General features: G+C 37.6%; 18 protein-coding genes and 1 other RNA gene. 2 read left to right on the forward strand and 17 right to left on the reverse strand.

Annotation, left to right across the window (positions count from 1 at the left end; all coding sequences use genetic code 11):
- Nucleotides 1-27: 27 nt before the first annotated feature.
- From C7390_RS12445 to C7390_RS12495, 11 genes are all read right to left on the reverse strand, one after another.
- Nucleotides 28-732 (reverse strand): DUF6063 family protein, encoded by a 705-nt coding sequence (locus C7390_RS12445; RefSeq protein ID WP_022503081.1) that lies wholly within the window; start codon nucleotides 730-732, stop codon nucleotides 28-30.
- Complete coding sequence (locus C7390_RS12450) at nucleotides 722-2,254, reverse strand: hypothetical protein (RefSeq protein ID WP_055177427.1); 1,533 nt, start codon at nucleotides 2,252-2,254, stop codon at nucleotides 722-724. The genes C7390_RS12445 and C7390_RS12450 overlap by 11 nt, the downstream gene beginning before the upstream one ends.
- 136 nt (nucleotides 2,255-2,390) lie before the next feature.
- Entirely contained in the window at nucleotides 2,391-2,987 is a 597-nt protein-coding gene (gene recR, locus C7390_RS12455) for a recombination mediator RecR (protein WP_022503083.1), read from the reverse strand.
- Entirely contained in the window at nucleotides 2,987-3,337 is a 351-nt protein-coding gene (locus C7390_RS12460; RefSeq protein ID WP_022205992.1) for a YbaB/EbfC family nucleoid-associated protein, read from the reverse strand. The genes recR and C7390_RS12460 overlap by 1 nt, the downstream gene beginning before the upstream one ends.
- Nucleotides 3,337-4,998: a DNA polymerase III subunit gamma/tau gene (dnaX, locus tag C7390_RS12465; protein ID WP_116444288.1), complete on the reverse strand. Its 1,662-nt coding sequence runs from the start codon at nucleotides 4,996-4,998 to the stop codon at nucleotides 3,337-3,339. Before dnaX ends, C7390_RS12460 begins: the two co-directional genes overlap by 1 nt.
- A 511-nt stretch (nucleotides 4,999-5,509) precedes the next feature.
- Nucleotides 5,510-5,772, reverse strand: an RNA gene (gene ffs, locus C7390_RS12470) — signal recognition particle sRNA large type.
- Nucleotides 5,773-5,815: 43 nt separating this feature from the next.
- Nucleotides 5,816-7,144 (reverse strand): GGDEF domain-containing response regulator, encoded by a 1,329-nt coding sequence (locus C7390_RS12475; protein ID WP_116444289.1) that lies wholly within the window; start codon nucleotides 7,142-7,144, stop codon nucleotides 5,816-5,818.
- A gap of 71 nt (nucleotides 7,145-7,215) precedes the next feature.
- Entirely contained in the window at nucleotides 7,216-7,923 is a 708-nt protein-coding gene (locus tag C7390_RS12480) for a hypothetical protein (protein WP_055306980.1), read from the reverse strand.
- 19 nt (nucleotides 7,924-7,942) lie between these two features.
- Nucleotides 7,943-8,626, reverse strand: a complete 684-nt coding sequence (locus C7390_RS12485) for a hypothetical protein (protein WP_055306981.1) — start codon at nucleotides 8,624-8,626, stop codon at nucleotides 7,943-7,945.
- Between the two features lie 13 nt (nucleotides 8,627-8,639).
- Nucleotides 8,640-9,515, reverse strand: coding sequence for an ABC transporter ATP-binding protein (locus C7390_RS12490; RefSeq protein ID WP_116444290.1), 876 nt, complete (start codon nucleotides 9,513-9,515; stop codon nucleotides 8,640-8,642).
- Between the two features lies 1 nt (nucleotide 9,516).
- Complete coding sequence (locus tag C7390_RS12495; RefSeq protein WP_055306983.1) at nucleotides 9,517-9,882, reverse strand: GntR family transcriptional regulator; 366 nt, start codon at nucleotides 9,880-9,882, stop codon at nucleotides 9,517-9,519.
- Between the two features lie 452 nt (nucleotides 9,883-10,334).
- Between C7390_RS12495 and tadA the strand changes: the two genes are divergently transcribed.
- Both tadA and C7390_RS12505 read left to right on the forward strand, forming a co-directional pair.
- Entirely contained in the window at nucleotides 10,335-10,880 is a 546-nt protein-coding gene (tadA, locus tag C7390_RS12500) for a tRNA adenosine(34) deaminase TadA (protein WP_022501294.1), read from the forward strand.
- A 58-nt stretch (nucleotides 10,881-10,938) separates the two neighbouring features.
- The gene (locus C7390_RS12505; RefSeq protein WP_022501295.1) at nucleotides 10,939-11,481 is read left to right on the forward strand and encodes a GNAT family N-acetyltransferase; all 543 of its coding nucleotides are present in this window, start codon (nucleotides 10,939-10,941) and stop codon (nucleotides 11,479-11,481) included.
- On the opposite strand, the gene C7390_RS12510 is transcribed toward C7390_RS12505, so the two are convergent.
- From C7390_RS12510 to C7390_RS12535, 6 genes are all read right to left on the reverse strand, one after another.
- Nucleotides 11,469-12,557 (reverse strand): DUF6128 domain-containing protein, encoded by a 1,089-nt coding sequence (locus tag C7390_RS12510; protein WP_090141258.1) that lies wholly within the window; start codon nucleotides 12,555-12,557, stop codon nucleotides 11,469-11,471. The two genes, C7390_RS12505 and C7390_RS12510, sit on opposite strands and share 13 nt — an antisense overlap.
- A 90-nt stretch (nucleotides 12,558-12,647) precedes the next feature.
- Entirely contained in the window at nucleotides 12,648-13,538 is an 891-nt protein-coding gene (gene rsmA, locus C7390_RS12515) for a 16S rRNA (adenine(1518)-N(6)/adenine(1519)-N(6))-dimethyltransferase RsmA (RefSeq protein WP_318295697.1), read from the reverse strand.
- 41 nt (nucleotides 13,539-13,579) lie between these two features.
- Nucleotides 13,580-14,356, reverse strand: coding sequence for a TatD family hydrolase (locus tag C7390_RS12520; RefSeq protein WP_055177414.1), 777 nt, complete (start codon nucleotides 14,354-14,356; stop codon nucleotides 13,580-13,582).
- Complete coding sequence (locus tag C7390_RS13800; protein WP_318295698.1) at nucleotides 14,343-16,934, reverse strand: 6-pyruvoyl-tetrahydropterin synthase-related protein; 2,592 nt, start codon at nucleotides 16,932-16,934, stop codon at nucleotides 14,343-14,345. Before C7390_RS13800 ends, C7390_RS12520 begins: the two co-directional genes overlap by 14 nt.
- An 8-nt stretch (nucleotides 16,935-16,942) precedes the next feature.
- Entirely contained in the window at nucleotides 16,943-17,407 is a 465-nt protein-coding gene (locus tag C7390_RS12530; RefSeq protein WP_022501300.1) for a 6-carboxytetrahydropterin synthase, read from the reverse strand.
- 45 nt (nucleotides 17,408-17,452) lie between these two features.
- A complete protein-coding gene (locus tag C7390_RS12535; RefSeq protein ID WP_090141260.1) occupies nucleotides 17,453-18,523 on the reverse strand; it encodes a hypothetical protein in 1,071 nt (356 codons plus the stop codon).
- Nucleotides 18,524-18,546: the final 23 nt, after the last annotated feature.

Here is an 18,546-nt window from a genome sequence, read left to right on the forward strand (position 1 = left end):
TGCACTACATAGTACATTCTTAAGCTGTTAAATCAAAGACTGCATAATCTCTGCCATACGTCCCTTATATTCATCAAAATAATTCTCGATAAGTGCTTTAAATCTGTCTGTTGGATAATATCTTGACTGTGCTTCCATTAAAAGCCCCTGTGACACACAGAAGTTAAGTACCATTTTCACAAAACCTGTCTTAGAATTTCTTGCGGCTCTTACATCTGCCGTATCTTCAACTGTTATAACCGGAAGCTCGTCCCAGCTTAAAGCTATCTGTTTAAAGCTGTTCTCCTCTATATCATCAATAATCATTCCAAGCTTCTTATCTATAATTGCTGACACCGAATAATCAACATTTTTAACAATATCCTCAACCTTTACGAACTCAACATAAGTCGTATTAGATGATGCCGTATAGAATTCTGTTATAATATTGTATATAACAAAATATGCCATATATAAATCTTTATTCACTTTAATGCCAAGTTCTTTACGCAGTTCTTCATTCGTATAGCCAAACACCCTGTTGTTCTCTCCTGCACTGACATATAGTCCATTATTATACTCATATATTGAAAGGTTAAGCTTCTTAAGTGACACATGTACTATGTCATAGATTTCTGCATTGTTGTTATATTCCTGATATAAAGAACTATTGTCACCACGCTCAGTAAGTTCTTCACCTGTTATAAGCTTCGATACTATATCCAATGCTTTTTCAAGATTTCTATTTTCCATCGTCTGCCTCTTTTCTGAATGTAATATTCATTACCTGCACATTGGTGTAATCTATTATTTCATCTGTTCCCTTTTCCATAATTATATGTACAGGCTCACTTCCTTCAAAACCCTCCTTTAATATGTCATCAAGAAATGTTTCTGACTGCATATTATCTCCACCGATAACATAGCTGTCCTTCTGGCACAGATTAACAAAGAAAGAATAATAATCAGCATTATTAAGAATTTCCTCTCCATAAGCTTCTGACATTATATTATTGAATTCTCCAAGCGTTAAAATGTCCGATTTATTCATACATTTCCTGTTAATACACTCCTTAAGATTATTCATTATAAAGATGTAATTATGTCTTATTCTTTCATCTTCTATCTCATCTTCATATACTATATCTTCTGGTGTGTCCTCTGTTACATATTCCTTCTTATCATATCTTGCCGGCTTTACAAGAAGTGCTTCATCTATTGTCTTTATGTCAAATGTCTTCTTTATATTAAGCTTTAACAGCGGCTCTATTATAAATGACAGTAACGAAGCATCATCTGTCCTTATCATATCTGAGAGTGCCGCTGTGAAATCCATATGTGGACGAAGCCTTGAAAGCTTTGCTTTCTTTACTGCCTCATCTGTCTTATTCTGCATATCAGTACAGTCACGAAGAAGTTCCGCGTGCTTGTTCATTGCTATTTTAAGCTGGTCCTCAAGATAATGGATTTCTTTTAATGTCCTGTAATAGCTTTCTGTCGCTGATGAATTACTCTCAAGCCTTTCTATTGCCTTGTCAATAAGTTCCTTGTTCTTCTTAAAAAGCTTCTCCTCATCAACGAACCATTTCATTCCTGTATTGACAAAATCCTCATAATGTTCAAGTCCTGTCTTTACATCTTTGGAAAGCATATCCATAACTTCATTCTTCTTAACCTTAAGCCTTCCAACTTCCTCATTAATTCTTTCTATAACCTCTACTCCGCCTTTAAAGTTATTGGAATTAATCATTTTCTCCAAAAGGAGCTGTGACACGCTTATACGGCTTTCGTCCTTAATCTCTTTCGTATCAAGATAGAACTCTACCGCATCAGCGCTTATACTGTACCACACAGTATTATCTTTTATTGTACTTTCTATAAGCTTAACCCTTGATACTCTCTTCTTCTTCTCTACAGGGTCATAATACGCATACTCAAATGGCTTTCCCTCATTCTTCATCTTATCAAAGACATAATCAGCCACTTCCCCGCTTTCTTCCTCAGTAAGCTTCATATCAAAGTCGTGCCTTATTATGTTATTAAAGAACTCCTGATACTCCTTGTATGTAACTTCCTTTTCCTTGAAGTTATTTTCCTCAATAAAAAAACGCAGAACAGCCATCACGATATATCCCATATCAAGTGCTTCATATCTGCCCTCCTTAAACTGGGAAAATGAAGTATCAATAAGCTTGAAAAAAGGATAATATTTCTTAAGATTAAGCATTCTTTCTCTGTGCTCTGTTATTATCTCTCCAATCATATTCTCCGCCATATGTATACCTCTTCATATCATTATGCCATTCTGCATATGTCCGATTTATTCAATATTAATATGTAACTTTTATATCTTTTCAATACACCTAATTAAGTTGCAATTATACAGAACTTCAACTCCATATATTAAATGGTTATAATTCTGTCCTGCCTTCAAGTGCTCTTAGGAGTGTAACCTCATCTATATATTCAAGGTCTCCGCCTACAGGCACTCCACTGGCTATTCTTGTAACCTTTATGCCTGCCTGCTTTATCATCTTGCTTATATACATAGCTGTTGTTTCTCCCTCAAGATTAGAGTTCGTAGCGATTATTACCTCGTCTACATCTTTCTGAAGACGCTTCATAAGTTCTGCCAGCTTAATATCTGATGGGCCTATTCCAAGCATTGGACTTATAGCCCCGTGAAGTACATGATACACGCCCTCATACTTTCCTGTCTTTTCGTATGCTGCCATATCCCTTGTCTGTTCAACGACCATAATCTGCTTGTGATTTCTGTTAGGATCTTTGCATATAGGACAAAGTTCCTCATCAGTAAGCGTATAACATTCTTTACAGTAATGTATATGCTCTTTAGCACTAATCATTGCATTGGCTATGCCCTCAACTTCTTCTTTAGGCATATTTATAATGTGAAATGCCAGGCGCTGGGCACTCTTAGCCCCAACCCCTGGTAATCTTGACAACTGCTCTATTAACTTATTAATATGACCGCTGTATATGTCCATTAGAAAAGGCCTCCTCCAAGTCCTGAAAGACCACCTGTTATCTTAGACATAGAAGCCTGTGATTCTTCTTCGCATTTACGAAGTGCTTCGTTAGTTGCAGCAACTATTAAATCCTCTAACATTTCTACATCATCTGGATCAACTGCTTCTGGATCAATCTTAACCTTAGTCACTTCTCTTTTACCTGTTACAGTAACTTCAACAACTCCGCCACCTGCTGTAGCTGTGAATTCTTTAGACTCAAGAGCTGCCTGCTGTTCCTCCATCTGTCTTTGCATTCTCTGTGCCTGCTTCATAAGATTGTTCATATTGCCAGGCATTCCTCCTGGAAATCCACCTCTTTTAGCCATTATATAAATTCCTCCTTATCATCTATTTCGATATCCATTCCAACAAGCTCCTCTAATGCTATATAACGCCTGTTAAAATCCTCATCTTCATCAATTCTTGTGCATACCACTCTTACTGATATACCTGTTCTTTCTTCGATAAGCTCTTCTATCTTAGCGATTGTTTCTTCCCTGCTTATCACGTTATAACCACTAATAGATTTTACCATAATCTCAAGGCTATTACCATCCTCTGTTACAGTAACATCAGCCTGCTTTAACAAATTCATAAGCAGTGCATCATCCATTGAAGCTACTATCTGACTCCACTGTCCTGCTATCTGCTTTATATCATCTGTGACTGCATCATAATTTCTTCTAAGAACAGGCTTTTCTTCCTGTACTGCATCATTCCTGCTGCCAGTGCCTAAAGCACCAGCACCACCTGACTGTAATGACATATTATCAAGCATATCCTTAGTTATATATGCACCTGACTGTAATTTACTAAGAGCTTCACTTAACTGGTTCTCAAGGTCATTTACCCTGCCTGCAAGCTCCTGCATATCCTTAGGACTTTCCATGGCCGGCTTCATAAGCTTAATAAAAGCTACCTCTGCCTTAACTCTCTTCTGCGTTGCATACTTCATCTCATTGGAAAGCTCTGACAGAACTCTTATATGACGCATTATACTGTCAACATCTACGTCCCTGGCATCTTCTATCATATCCTTAATATTATCCTTGGATACCTCGATAACATCTTCTATCTTATCTATATCATCTGTTGTCTTAATCAGCAGAAGATTTCTTAAATACCACACAAAATCTGTCACAAACTGAGACAAATCCCTGCCCTGCATAATTATGTCTTCCATAAGATTCATACAGCCTGCAACATCTGATGTCTTTATTGTCTTATACATCTTGCTGAACACTTCTGTATCAACTGCTCCAAGCACGTCAAGTACATTTTCATACTTAAGCTCTTTGCCAAGATAAAATGCTATGCACTGGTCTAACAGACTGAGTGCATCTCGCATAGAACCATCAGCCACTTTGGCTACATATTTTATTGCCCTATCCTCAACGCTTATATTCTCTGCTTTCATAAGCTGAGTGAGCCTGTCTGCTATTGTTTCTATTGATATTCTGTGAAAATCATATCTTTGACAGCGCGACATAATAGTTATCGGTATCTTAGCCGCCTCTGTTGTTGCAAGTATAAATATTACATATGCAGGTGGTTCTTCAAGTGTCTTTAACAGTGCATTGAACGCTCCTATAGACAGCATATGAACCTCATCTATTATATATACTTTGTACTTCCCTTCTGTTGGAGAGTATTGTACTTCTTCTCTTATCTCTCTTATATTATCGACACCATTATTAGATGCCGCATCAATCTCTATTACATTCATAGACGTTCCTGCTGCAATTGCCTTACATGCAGGACATTCGCCACATGGACTTCCATTAACCGGGTGTTCGCAGTTAACTGCCCTGGCAAATATCTTTGCAACACTCGTCTTGCCAGTTCCCCTGGTACCACAGAAAAGGTATGCGTGTCCTATTCTGTCTGCCAATATCTGATTTTTTAATGTTGTAACTATATGATCCTGACCTTTAACATCTTCAAAGGTGTCAGGACGCCACTTTCTGTATAGGGCCTGATATGACATACTTAGAGGACTTCCTTTCTGAAGGGGTGTTTCGCTCATCGCGTATTACAATACGTTACACTTCGCTTAACTCGTAACGATGGCGTTCCAGAAGCTTCGCTTCTGTCACTGTCGCGGTGCTCCTCGAATTGATTGCAATAAGGCCTTTTTCCTGCTAGCAGGAAACGTCCTTCTTTCAATCCATTCTCATCGCGTATTACAATACGTTACACTTCGCTTAACTCGTAACGATGACGTTCCAGAAGCTTCGCTTCTGTCACTGTCGCGGTGCTCCTCGAATTGATTGTAATAAGGCCTTTTTCCTGCTAGCAGGAAACGTCCTTCTTCCAATCCATTCTCATCGCGTATTACAATACGTTACACTTCGCTCAACTCGTAACGATAGCGTTCCAGAAGCTTCGCTTCTGTCACTGTCGCGGTGCTCCTCGAATTGATTGCAATAAGGCCTTTTTCCTGCTAGCAGGAAACGTCCTTCTTTCAATCCATTCTCATCGTTACTCGCGCAAAAATACCGTGCGTTCAGCTTCGAATGATCATCCACAGACGTTACCGATACAGTTAGCTCGATCCAGGCTGCCTTTCGGCACACAGAAGGTTTCACTTAATGCTGCTTCATTCCTGACCTGACATGGTTCATGAATTCCTGTTGCGAAAGACCCAAATGTCATCACCACTTATATCGGGCGGCTCCATAAAATCTCGCCCTCTGCCGAACATCACCCCTGCTATAGCGGATTGCAGGTACAAGGTGCCGCTAACTCCCCGGCTGCACGGTTCCTTTATTATAAATGTTATATACCAACTCTGTCAAGTAAAGTTAATCACTTATCTTACTCCTGTAAGCTGCGATACGGCGTTTGAGCTGTTGTGGCTCAATTGGTGCAAATAATATGTCTTTAACACAATCATAGCCTGCTGCAAGACGTATCTGCTCCATACTTCCCTCTTTACATATAATGGCAATTGGCATATTCTTTATTATTAAATTGTCTGTATTAGTTATATCCTCAAGTACCCTATATCCATTATCTTCCATCTCGGATATATCTACATAAATGCACGGAATATTCTTTACCCCACTAATTAATTCTTCAAAATCATTAACATTATCTATCTTTCTTATATCATAAGATGATTCGTGCACGAACTCAATTATACTTATCACATTTCTTGAGCGTGTAATAACAGGTATTGTCTTTGATGCCTTCCTGCCGTCAAGCTTGACACCATATTCGCGGTAACACGACTTTCCTGCATGCTTTGACTCATAAAGTGCTTCATCTGCCTTGGCAAATAACTCTGTATAATCTTTCTCTGTTCCATCAGTAAATACAACACCTATACTAATTGTTACATCCTCTGGAATAGACATATTCTCTTTGGCTGATATTATATCAACAATCTTTTGTGCCTTTTCATACACATATTTCCTGCTTTCAATGTCACGAACAAATAATACAAACTCATCGCCGCCTATTCTTCCTGCAATGTCTGTTTTTTCAAATTGTGATGCCATAACGCTTGCAACAATAGATATTGTATGGTCACCTACTGTATGTCCATACACATCATTAATTGCCTTGAAATTATCAATATCCACTGCCATCAAAGCGTGCAGTCCATTCGAATATTCTTTTAATGCATCCGTTATAAGCTTTATTGTTGCTGACTTATTAAGAAGTCCTGTCATCTCATCAATCTTTGATTTAAACTTGAAATCGTCATACTCTTTAATAAGACTTGCTATTCTGTGCTTTGACTTAAGAAGGTTCTGAATTCTAAAAAATGCTGTCTTAGGGTCAATCGGCTTAATAAGAAAGTCATTAGCTCCAAGCTCGTACACACTTGCCTGAACATCACTGCTGTTAGTCGCTGTAAGGACTATTACAGGTATATCAGCAAAATGCTGTATCTCCTGTCGCCGCCTTAAAACATCGAAGCCGCCTATTCCCGGCATTTCAAGATCAAGAATGAGTAAATCAATAGACACCTTGTCCTTTTTAATTATACCAAGACACTCTTCACCAGATTCAGCTTCAAAAATATTAAAATGTTCCCTTAACAATTCCCTTATTATAGTACGCTGGAAACGTGAATCATCAACTATAAGTATTGTTGCCCCCTTAGTTGCATTAAAAGTATCCATCACTTGCTCCTTTAAATATATACTACAATGTGTGATACTTTATTATAACATTCTTTTTTGATTTTACCACTCTAATTTGCAACCTGTTGTTTTTTAATTAATAGTATTGCCACCACTGCTGATACAGCCGCTATAATTAATGTCACCAGCCATAATAATATATCTGTTCCAATTGGCAGGGTTAATATTCTCTCATATATCCCCTGATATATATTCTCTGCCTTAGCCATCGAGAAGCAGATTATCATATATGCGAATGCCATTATTCTTCTGCCCTTTATTCCATATTTTATAATCAGTGAACTAATAAGCATATTAAATGAACTTAACATTATCAATGAAACAACAAAATATTTGAAGTGAAAAAGCGGTGTTATGCTAAGCTCCAGTCTATATTCTGAATAAAATGCCGCAAACTTCCAGTTCTCATACAGATATGTAATACCTAATCCTGCCCACGCCATAATAATAACCACAATATCAAACACCCATTGTCTTATAATATACATCTTCCTCGTGCATCCATATGATACATCCATATTGAATCTTGTGTAGTTATAAGTTGTCGCTGCAAATATAACTGTGGCAATAATTCCAATTATTACCATAAAGCTTCCCATTGGAAATACTGTATAATCTTTCTCTACAAGTCCTATGTTCTCCATTAACATAATTACATCGTGGATAATATTCCCTGCAACCGAACATATTATGAGTATCATAAATGTCTGCATTATACCTGTCTTGTTTATTTTAAAAATCTTCGCTATCTCTTCCATATTCTTCTCCATTCCAGCCCTAGCTTCTCACTACAAGCTTTCTTATCGCAAGGTAATATATATACATTGATATTAACACAGCTATAAATGCGGCTATTATTCCTGTAGTACAGGTGCCTGCATTAAGATTTATAAATCCACCCATAATGCTATATCCTGCAGCTAATGTTGATTTGATGAAAACCGTCATAATTCCCATTACAAATCCCATTATTAAAACCATTGACATATAACCTATTCTTCCCACTTTTAATGTTATGCTTGAACCTATATTAGCCACAGCTATACATATAAGCATAACCAGTACCGCCTGCAATATCCATATTCCAAGACTGATATCAACTCCCATTAAACCAGCTGTTAAGGCTCCTGCTACTGACACAATAATTAAGAAAATGCCCATTAGAAACTCAATAATATAGACCCCCACCACAGCCTGCTTTCTTGTGCAGCCAAAAGAAACTGCAAGTGAAATATTCTGACAGGTATAACAAATCATAAATAATACTATGACATATCCACCAATATATATAATACACTGGGAAAACAACATTCCAACTGCCAAAGCGGAATGTGCTCCCTTATCATTAACTACAAACATACTATATATTGTCAATGCAAATGCACCTATTATTATATACATAGTGTTCCTCAATGCCTGATACAATGGTTCTTTGATTATTCTTGCCAATCCATAATTCATAGGTCACCCCTCCTTACATATTCGACTGTCCACATATCGCAATAAATAAATTCTGAAGTGAAACCGACTGTACCGTAACATGTTGAACTGCTTTGATTTTCCCATCGCCATCCTGCATTACTGTAACAGCGTAGCTTCTTCCTATATGTTCTTCATTGATAATTTTGCAGCCATCAACAGCATTTTTTACATCTTCTTCAAGACCTGATACATAACGGCATTTATCAAGTAATTCAACTGTATTTTCCTTTAAATATACACATTTATCTTTAAGTATTATAACTTCTTCGAATACATTTGCCGCTTCTTCAATGATGTGTGTTGATATTATAAATGTTCTGCCATTCTCCTGCTGCTCATCTATAATAAGCTTGTAGAATTCTTCCCTGACGATAACATCAAGCCCTGCTGCCGGCTCATCAAGAATTGTTATCTCCGCCTTGCTTGCAAGTCCTATTATCACTGTGAGCATTGACAACATTCCTTTTGAAAGATTACATACCTTCTTCTTTTTATCAATACCAAACCTTTTCACAAGTTCCTCTGCCATATCCTTGTCCCAGTTCTTATAATATATTGAAGCAAGACGAAGATATTCTTTAACCTTCTGATTGTTCATTCCAAGCAGGCTCTTGGTATTAATCTCTCTTGAAAAGCATATATGGCTTAACGCCTCTGCATTTTCCCACACAGGCTGTCCATTATATGTAACATCTCCGCTGTCCGCTGGATTCTGTCCTGTCATAATTGACATAAGTGTTGTCTTTCCAACACCATTTCTTCCTATAAGACCATATATCTTTCCCTGTTCAATATTAAGGCTCACATTATCAAGCACCTTATTATCCTTATAGCTTTTACTTATATTCTTACACTCCAGACCGCTCATATTAACTCTCGCTTTCTTCAATCATCTTGATTAATTCTTTAGTTGTTATTCCGATACTCTTGGCTTCCTCTATCAATGACTTGACATAGTTCTCATAAAATGCACCTTTTCTTTTATTAAGTATCATATCTTTAGCACCCTTACTTACAAACATTCCAATACCTCTTTTCTTATAAAGTATTCCCTCATCAACAAGTATGTTGACACCTTTGGCCGCCGTTGCAGGGTTAATCGTATACAGCTTTGCCAGCTCATTCGTGCTTGGAACTTTTTCTTCTTCAAGCAGAATTCCACGGCAGATATCTGTTTCTATCATCTCACTTATCTGTATATATATGGATTTTTCCTGCGTTAAATGTTCCTGCATGCAATCTCTCCATTCTGTTATTTTGTTAATCACCATAATTCGTTATTTGGTTCATTACTTATGTAACTAACAATACAACTAAGAGGCAGGTTTGTCAATATATTTTTAAAAATTTCTTTTTTATGATATAATATGACTACTTCGTAGTCACTTAGAAGTTTCTTCGAAACTTCAGATTCGTGGAAAAGCAACGCAGGGCATATGATATAATATGACTACTTCGTAGTCACTTAGAAGTTTCTTCGAAACTTCGGATTCGTGGAAAAGCAACGCAGGGCATATGATATAATGAGCGCAAGAGAGCCAGAAAGCTGCTAGCAGATATCTGGCGAACGGCGAATGACGATTACGATAGCTGCGATAGCAGCGGAGAGTAGCGAAGCTACGAATCGTGATATAATGAGCACAAAAGTGCTCATCTTAAAAGTTTAGATCGGATTTTGGTGGATTTTATGGTTAATGACGAATTTGACAATATGGATATTCATTTTATGAAACTGGCGATTGGACAGGCGAAGAAAGCGGCTAAGATTAATGAAGTGCCTATCGGGTGTGTTATCGTGTATGATGGTAAGATTATTGGCAGAGGATATAACAGACGTAATACCGACAAGACTACACTTGGACACGCTGAGATAACCGCAATTAAAAAAGCAAGCCGTTATATGCAGGACTGGAGACTTGAAGGCTGTACACTGTATGTAACATTAGAGCCCTGCCAGATGTGTGCCGGCGCTATTATTCAAGCAAGAATTCCACGTGTAGTTATCGGTTCAATGAATTCTAAGGCTGGCTGTGCCGGTTCTGTTCTTAACATTTTGCAAATGCCACAATTTAATCATCAGGCTGAGGTTGTAAGGGGCGTATGCGAAGAACAGTGTTCAACTATGCTAAGCTCCTTCTTTAAGGAACTGCGCGAGAAGAAAAAAATACTCAAAGAAAAGGCACTTGCTGAAAGCTCTGACGCAGATAACAATCAGGGATTTATTAACCGTTAATTCAAGGAATACCTTAACATAATTATTTAAAGTGCATTTAACACCTGGAGGACTACCTATGAACGTAAGATACAGTCTTGGAGATTACACGCTTAAAGTATTAGGCTGTGATAAAAGCCTTGATGTTCTGGATTTCTATTACAGAAACCGCAACGATTTTGATATATATGAAAGTGATAAGCCAGAAGCTTTCTATACAGAAGAATTCATCAAGAATATGCTCAATGCTGAGAACAAAGCTCTTATGTCTTTACATTTTGTAAGATTTTTTCTTGTATCTAATGACAATCCCGACTACATTATCGGAACTATTTCTTTATCCCACATCAACAGAGGCTCATCACCATCTGCTAATATGGGATATAAAATAGACCGTCTTAACCGCGGCAAAGGGCTTGCTTCCCTTATGATTGCCCATATGCTTGATGTGGTAATTCCCGATTTAGGTATCCACCGCACAGAATGTTACATTCATCCTGACAATAAGATTTCACTCCACCTTATGGACAAAATGTCATTTATTGATGAAGGCATTGCACATTCTTATGTAAAGCTTAACGGCAAATGGCAGGATCACAGACGTTTTGTCTATATCTCCTGATACCAGTATCCAAAATATGGATTAGAATAATCGCTTCTATGGCTTTTCTTAAAATTGTTAAAGCCAAACATTGAAGCCATATACCTCTCCCTGTTGCAGTACATTCCCGGCACGCCAATAAAATAATGTGTGTTATTCTCATTTTCACACACCCTGCCAAACAAAAGATGCCGGAAATTATAATATCCGTGTATTAAAAAGCTGTTATTTATTATGTCATTCTCTATGGACAACAGCTCTTTAAGCACCTCTGTTGACACCTCTACGCAGTCGTACAGATAGTCATCATCAAATGCGTCAATATAATCAGGCTTTGCATACAATAATTTATCGACTTTTTTGTCAAAGCTGGTCTTTGCTTTTTTTCTTTTTGACTTATCATTATCACTTTGCATTATCTTATTACCCTGACCGGTGCAGTTATCCAAAGTCTCCGCCTGCATAATTGCAACATCCTTATCCTCCCGTATCATACATCCATTGGTGTATGCTGTATTACTGTCTGACTGTGCTGCACTGACTGTTCCATTCATATTCTGCAAAGCATTAGCATTTTCTGGTGCATTATTATCCACTGCTACGTTATGGCTGGCATTGTCTGGTTTATTGGTACTATCTTTGAAATTATCAACAACAGAAGCTCTTTTTCTTTCATTAATCAACATTTCTTTGTCAACGAAGTGGATTTTTTGTGTATTAATGCTCTCATCTTTCCACATTGAGAACATCATATAGAATGCATCCGCCTGATTGGCTATTCCAATGCCGCATATGTCAGAAAATGTATACCCTGTACTATCAATGTTGGACGAATTAAATATGCCCTTGTACACAGCCATACCATTCTGCACCATACAGTCGCCAGCCTTTAAAAGCTGGTATTCACCACTGTTATAACCTGCGAATAACAGATACACCCCGAATAGTTCCGGAGTATCAGTATATACACCCCTTAGATTAATATTTAACCGGATTTCTCCCCTGACAACTTCAACCTTTGCAAAGCCTACATTCTTATCCTTAACTCCACCCGGATATGAATAGATATATGACACAAAACGTTGATAATCAGCCATTTTAAAACCTCCCTTAGGACATAAGATTAACTAATCAATCTTATGTCCTAAGGGAGGTAAATATTCATTGCCTTAATTATGTGCTGTCTGTTATCTGTTATTAATTATCGCATTAGTAAGAGCCGCGAACTGCTCTAATGTGAGTGCTTCTCCTCTTATTGTAGCAGAAAATCCACACTGTTCTAATGCTTTAAGCAGTTCCTCTTTGGATACATTGACTTCACCGCTATTACCCACGCTGTTCATCATAGTCTTTCTTCTTTGGTTAAATGAAGCTCTTATTATCTTGAACATAAGATGTTCATCAAGCACATCAACTGGAGGCTTCTGGTATCTTTCCAGCTTTATTACCGCTGAGTCTACATTTGGACGTGGCATAAAACAGCTTGCTGGAACATTAAGCACAATCTTAGGTCTGGCATAATACTGCACTGCTAATGAAAGTGCACCGTAATCTTTAGTTCCCGGACCTACCTGCATACGGTCTGCCACTTCCTTCTGAACCATAATAGTTATGCTGTCCAAAGGCACACAACTCTCAAAAAGTCCCATAATAATAGGAGTTGTTATGTAGTAAGGAAGGTTAGCAACAACCTTTATTGGCTTACCACCATTTTTCTTGTCTGCAAGTTCCTTAATATTAAGCTTTAATATATCCTCATTGATAACTGTTACGTTATCATACCACGACAGTGTATCCTCTGTAAGAATTGGTATAAGCTTCTTATCAATCTCGACAGCTACAACCTCTCTTGCATTCTCGCAGAGTATCTGTGTCATAGTTCCAATACCCGGTCCTACCTCAAGCACGAAATCATCCTTCGTAACTCCGGCTTCCCTCACAATCTTTTCAACTACATTTTCATCTATAAGAAAGTTCTGACCGAACTTCTTCTGAAAATTAAAACCGTATCTGTTAAGCACCGCGATTGTATTAGTCGGATTGCCAAGGTGCATAACGTGTGCGTATTTATTATCCACTGTATAATCTCCATTCTTATAATTACTGATTGACGAATATGTTATGCCTCTTTAAAGAATAACCTTCTCGCATTGTTATTAGTAATGTCCACTATCTCATCATAAGACATTTTCTTGATTTCTGCCAGCTTTTCTATGACATATCTTATATTACTGCTGTCATTTCTTTTGCCCCTGTTAGGAACTGGTGCAAGATATGGGCAGTCTGTTTCTAATAATATGCGCTCCATTGGTATAACCTCCGCCGCCTCAACAAGCTTTCTTGCATTCTTAAAGGTAAGCACGCCGCCTATTCCAAAGTAGAAGTTCATATCGTAAAATGTCTTGACCGACTCCTTAGTATATGAATAACAGTGTATTATTCCACCTATCCTGTCCGCATTTCCATTTTTTAAAATGTTAATTGTGTCCGCACAGGCTTCTCTGGAATGTATAATCACTGGCTTATTAACTTCAACAGCCATCTGTAACTGCCTTTCAAACCATTTAAGCTGTACTGCCCTCTCTGGCTCATCATAATAATAATCAAGTCCAATCTCACCTATTGCAACAACCTTCGGATTGCTTAGTGCTTCTTCCTTAAGCCAGCTTATAATATCCTCATTAAGTTTGTCATAATCATCTGGGTGAACGCCTATAGCCGCATATATATTCTTATACTGCTTCGCAAGATTTAAAGTCTTCCTGCACCCTTCTATGCTTGCACCGACATTTACAATAGTATCAATGTCTGTAGATAAAAGCTTATTAAGCAGTTCGTCCCTGTCCACATCAAATGCTTCATCATCATAATGTGCGTGTGTATCAAATATTCTCATTCTTATTCTTCCCTGACTTTCCTGTCTTTCCAAGCGCAATCACCCATACAACTGACAGGATAATTCCTGCTATGCTGACAATTGCTCCCTGCCATACATAAGGCACTTTAATATTAATAACTGTTGTACCTTTCTGTATATACATAAGATTATTCTTTTTTTCAATATTCTGTGCTGTGCTGAATATGTCGTGATAAGCAAGTGCAGTGTTAACATTATCCTCATTAGATGTTATTGTAATCGTGCTGCCTGTATAATCAATTGTAAGAGGAAATATCTTTCTTTGTGGCAATGTTTCCTGTGTAAGACCTGACATATTCTCAAGCAGTCTTCCAACTGTCTTATCACCTGTCATACTGTAGAAATTCATAATGCCAAGACCACACATTATTATATTATCATTCTTAACTGTTCCATAGAAATCAAGACTCAGTCCATTATCGTCAACACTTCCGTAAGAAGTATCAAGTCCATCAAGATATACAGTATTCCACTCAGTGTGTCCCTGTGGGAACATATCTGTATATACACGCCCAATTCTTGTATTCATCTCTGGATAACCATTCTCGAACTTAACCGCATTACAGGTAACTCCAAGAAATGTCTGTGTATGGGTTCTCTTATCCTGCGGAATGGAGTCTGCTGAGATTATAATCTTAACCCCTGCCTCACTAAGTCTTATAATAAGCTCCTCTGCCGCCTCTTTATCATTATAAGTAAAGCCGTCAAGGAATATCTCTTTATACTGCGATAACTGCTCAAATGTATAATCATCAAGATTATAAGAGTCCGTTTCTTCTACCGCTGGAAATCTTAAAGAAATTCCTGAAGCACCACTTCCTATTCCTATAGCTTCATAAGTGCTTATAGTTCCCCAGTTACCATTAACATCAAGATGATAAAGCCTGTAATCACCATTGTAGTCAACAAGCTTATAACCCACAGCATTTGCCGCCTCATCAAGCTTATCAAGAGTTCCTGTATATTTATTAAGTTGTGAAAGCCTTACAACAACTGTGTCGTTACCAAGCTCCTCGCATCTGTCAAACATATAGTAAAATCTGCTTTCAGCCATAGCCTTATTAAGATTGGCTATGTTAGTTGATGTGTTAGCCGCTTCCCAGCCCGCACCAAATGCAGCCGGCACTCCGTTATTCCAGTCTGCTGTAAGCCACGCACCCATAGCTCCAAGACTGCTCGCATCCATAAGTGCAAGCCTCTGTCCTGTTATGCTCTGTGCCTTTGATATAAGTGTATAGTTCTGTGTATGATTAATCCTGTCCTCTGCCTCACTTGTATCTGTCATATTTAATGATAAAATGTCATCAATAAGCGATGTATCAGAAGAATTATCCTCTGATGTACTATTATACCGGCTGAACATTCCACTTAAAGATATTTTATTATCTTCTGTAAACAGACTTCCGCCTGTTATCAATGTAAGTGATGGCACTATATCTGCTATAAGAAGAACACACATCAATAGCACCAACGGCTTCTTTAATGTATCCCACTTAAGAAAGCTGTACAATATAAAGCATAATGCTATGGAAATAAATCTTAACATCCAAAGATACTGGCTTCCCGGAAGAAGGCTTAACACCGGATACATAGCTGTAGTAGTGCATACAAGAATGACTACCGCTGTCACAAATCCCGCTCTTGACTTCTTATATCCAAGGAATATTCCGCATACCGCTATTATGCACGCTGCAAGCCCATAGTAGAAATGGGAGTTATTGCTCTTAATTCTATCAAGCGGATTAAGAGTAACAACAAGCTTCTGAAAGAAGTTAGCCATATTTTCTGAGTTATCAAGTGATGTTATTCCTCCATTAAGCGAAGCAACAAGCCATATTCCAAGAACCATAAATCCAAGCAGTATGCTGACAATCACTTCCAATACCGCTCTCTTATTGCCTTGCTGGAACATATACACTATGCAGTATATAAGCACTGCCAGTGCAATCATACCAGCATAGCCAAGATGACACATTGCCATAAGTGCGAATGTAACTATAATTATAGGAATATATATTCTCTTTCTCTCTGACAGATATTCACATACCGCATATATGAATACAGGCAGAAATATCATACACAATGATCTTGCAAGATTACCTTCAACAAACAATGCAAGCAGATTATTAGGCATAAAGAACCATATAAGTCCAACAAATGCACCAAGATATGGCCTATTCATTTTCCTGCCTATTATAAGCCATAATATGCTGTTAAAAAAGCAGACTGAGCCCACGAATATAAGGTATCCTGCAAGCTGTCCTCCACCTGCAATCATCTGGCATAATGCCATATAATATGCTGTAAGTGGTGCCCAGTAACGCATAATCTCCACGCCGTTATACCACATAGAATTATATATAGGATACCAGCTGCCTTCCTTTATAGAATTGTATACATAATCTCCACGGAATATATGATACATAGTATCTGAACCTGTAGGGTATGCCCCATTATTCTTAACTAAGAATACAACAAGCACTGACACTGCCAGATATATTATTGGCATAAGAATTAACAGATACCACGTCTTCCTGTTCACATCATTTCTATTCATAACAGCCATCATCCTTCTGTTAAATCATCTAATACTGCATCCATAACCTCAGATAATATTATATTCTCTGTATCTGCGTTAATCTGTGCATTTCCCTCCTGCTCTGCCATATTAACAATATAACTTCTTGTAGGAGTTTCGCTCGCCTCTAATCTTGTCATCATTCCACCGATATCATGAATTATCCTGTAGAATTCACTTGAAAAATAATCAGTTACATTCTCAAGTGTCGGCATTATGCTGTCAAAAGGCTCTTCATCATTAAGCACCTTATTCTGGTACTTTTCAAGGAAATTGGCAATTCCCTTCTCGAATATATTAAACTCAACAAATGAGCTTCTTCCAAACTTAATATCCAGAGCGAACTCCCATGTGTGTGGATGTATTTCACCCTTCTTGCCATCAATAATTATGTAATGCCTCATATTAAGGTAAAATTTAATTCTATATTCCCTGTACAACTTAACTGCCATATTAATCTCCATTCCTGTCTGATATTTTAAGCATATACACTGTATTTATACAGCCTTACTCTGTTTATATCTGTCCTTAAGTTTACTAATATCAGCTTCATTATTAACAAGCTGGCTGTTCTCAACTGATGAATTATCATCTACAAGTATATTAATCTTGTCCAGGGCACGCTTTTCATCAATCTTAATAAATATAAGCACAAGATCCGTCCTGCCATATTCAAATCTCAGAACATTTTTATCAAGAATATATACTGCTCTTTCTATAAACTTAACCCTGCTTTCAATATTCCTGCATTTGATATGTATAAATGTGACCGGATATATCTCCCTCTTAGTAATCTTTTCAAGAAACGGAATAATAGCCTTCTGCTTCCACAGATTATTTCTTGTATCGTGAAGGTCGCTTTCCATAAGCTTCTGGTTAATCTTTGAAAGTCGTCTGTTGACCGTATCGATTGTATCCTTCTGTACGTCCATTTTGAATAACATATGTCTTATATAATAAGCCATAAGCATTGGCACTAAGACAATAATCAGAAGAAGTACCACGAATAATGTAGTCATCTGTGTCTTTACACCAAGATAACTGTTGTTATCAAGAAGTGCACCCCTCTGTGTAAGCAGGCATAATCTGTATGGCTCATTCTTATATTCAAACAGAACTCCTGAGGCAATATAATCGTTGTCGTTAATATTAATTGTCTTATGCGCAACCTTATTCTGTATAAGACCATCTATGAACTCCTTGGCACTATCTGACATATAATATGTTGAAGCTGTAACGCCTTTATATTTATTAGTTTCTGTTATATCTTTTACAAATAGCATTGACTGGTCCTTTGAAAATGTCCAGTAATGGTTAGACGAGGCATCCATTGTCTCAAGGATTTCCTTAATAATCTGCTCATCATTTCTATTATCCTTAAGATTAATCTGGTCAAGAACAAGCTGTACATACGCATCCTGCTGTGTCGCACACACATCAAGAATTCCGTCCTCATACCTTTGAAGTTCTATATGTGCTGTAAATCCTGCTATAACAGCTACACATATTACACATATTGTTGTAATAATAAGCACCGGGTGTTTACCCAATCTGTCTTTCAGTTTCATAGCTTACTCCCATCTAACACATT

Source organism: Bacteroides galacturonicus (genome assembly GCF_003096855.1).
GTDB classification, from domain to species: domain Bacteria; phylum Bacillota; class Clostridia; order Lachnospirales; family Lachnospiraceae; genus Lachnospira; species Lachnospira rogosae.

Excerpts from the sequence above, each read along its gene's own strand:
- C7390_RS12445 (WP_022503081.1), bottom strand. The coding sequence starts at position 732 with ATGGAAAATAGAAATCTTGAAAAAGCATTGGATATAGTATCGAAGCTT.
- C7390_RS13800 (WP_318295698.1), bottom strand. The coding sequence starts at position 16,934 with ATGAATAGAAATGATGTGAACAGGAAGACGTGGTATCTGTTAATTCTT.
- C7390_RS12505 (WP_022501295.1), top strand. The coding sequence starts at position 10,939 with ATGAACGTAAGATACAGTCTTGGAGATTACACGCTTAAAGTATTAGGC.
- C7390_RS12480 (WP_055306980.1), bottom strand. The coding sequence starts at position 7,923 with ATGGAAGAGATAGCGAAGATTTTTAAAATAAACAAGACAGGTATAATG.
- dnaX (WP_116444288.1), bottom strand. The coding sequence starts at position 4,998 with ATGTCATATCAGGCCCTATACAGAAAGTGGCGTCCTGACACCTTTGAA.
- C7390_RS12535 (WP_090141260.1), bottom strand. The coding sequence starts at position 18,523 with ATGAAACTGAAAGACAGATTGGGTAAACACCCGGTGCTTATTATTACA.
- C7390_RS12475 (WP_116444289.1), bottom strand. The coding sequence starts at position 7,144 with ATGGATACTTTTAATGCAACTAAGGGGGCAACAATACTTATAGTTGAT.
- C7390_RS12520 (WP_055177414.1), bottom strand. The coding sequence starts at position 14,356 with ATGAGAATATTTGATACACACGCACATTATGATGATGAAGCATTTGAT.
- C7390_RS12485 (WP_055306981.1), bottom strand. The coding sequence starts at position 8,626 with ATGAATTATGGATTGGCAAGAATAATCAAAGAACCATTGTATCAGGCA.
- C7390_RS12490 (WP_116444290.1), bottom strand. The coding sequence starts at position 9,515 with ATGAGCGGTCTGGAGTGTAAGAATATAAGTAAAAGCTATAAGGATAAT.
- recR (WP_022503083.1), bottom strand. The coding sequence starts at position 2,987 with ATGGACATATACAGCGGTCATATTAATAAGTTAATAGAGCAGTTGTCA.
- C7390_RS12450 (WP_055177427.1), bottom strand. The coding sequence starts at position 2,254 with ATGGCGGAGAATATGATTGGAGAGATAATAACAGAGCACAGAGAAAGA.
- tadA (WP_022501294.1), top strand. The coding sequence starts at position 10,335 with ATGGTTAATGACGAATTTGACAATATGGATATTCATTTTATGAAACTG.
- C7390_RS12460 (WP_022205992.1), bottom strand. The coding sequence starts at position 3,337 with ATGGCTAAAAGAGGTGGATTTCCAGGAGGAATGCCTGGCAATATGAAC.
- C7390_RS12510 (WP_090141258.1), bottom strand. The coding sequence starts at position 12,557 with ATGGCTGATTATCAACGTTTTGTGTCATATATCTATTCATATCCGGGT.
- C7390_RS12530 (WP_022501300.1), bottom strand. The coding sequence starts at position 17,407 with ATGGCAGTTAAGTTGTACAGGGAATATAGAATTAAATTTTACCTTAAT.
- C7390_RS12495 (WP_055306983.1), bottom strand. The coding sequence starts at position 9,882 with ATGCAGGAACATTTAACGCAGGAAAAATCCATATATATACAGATAAGT.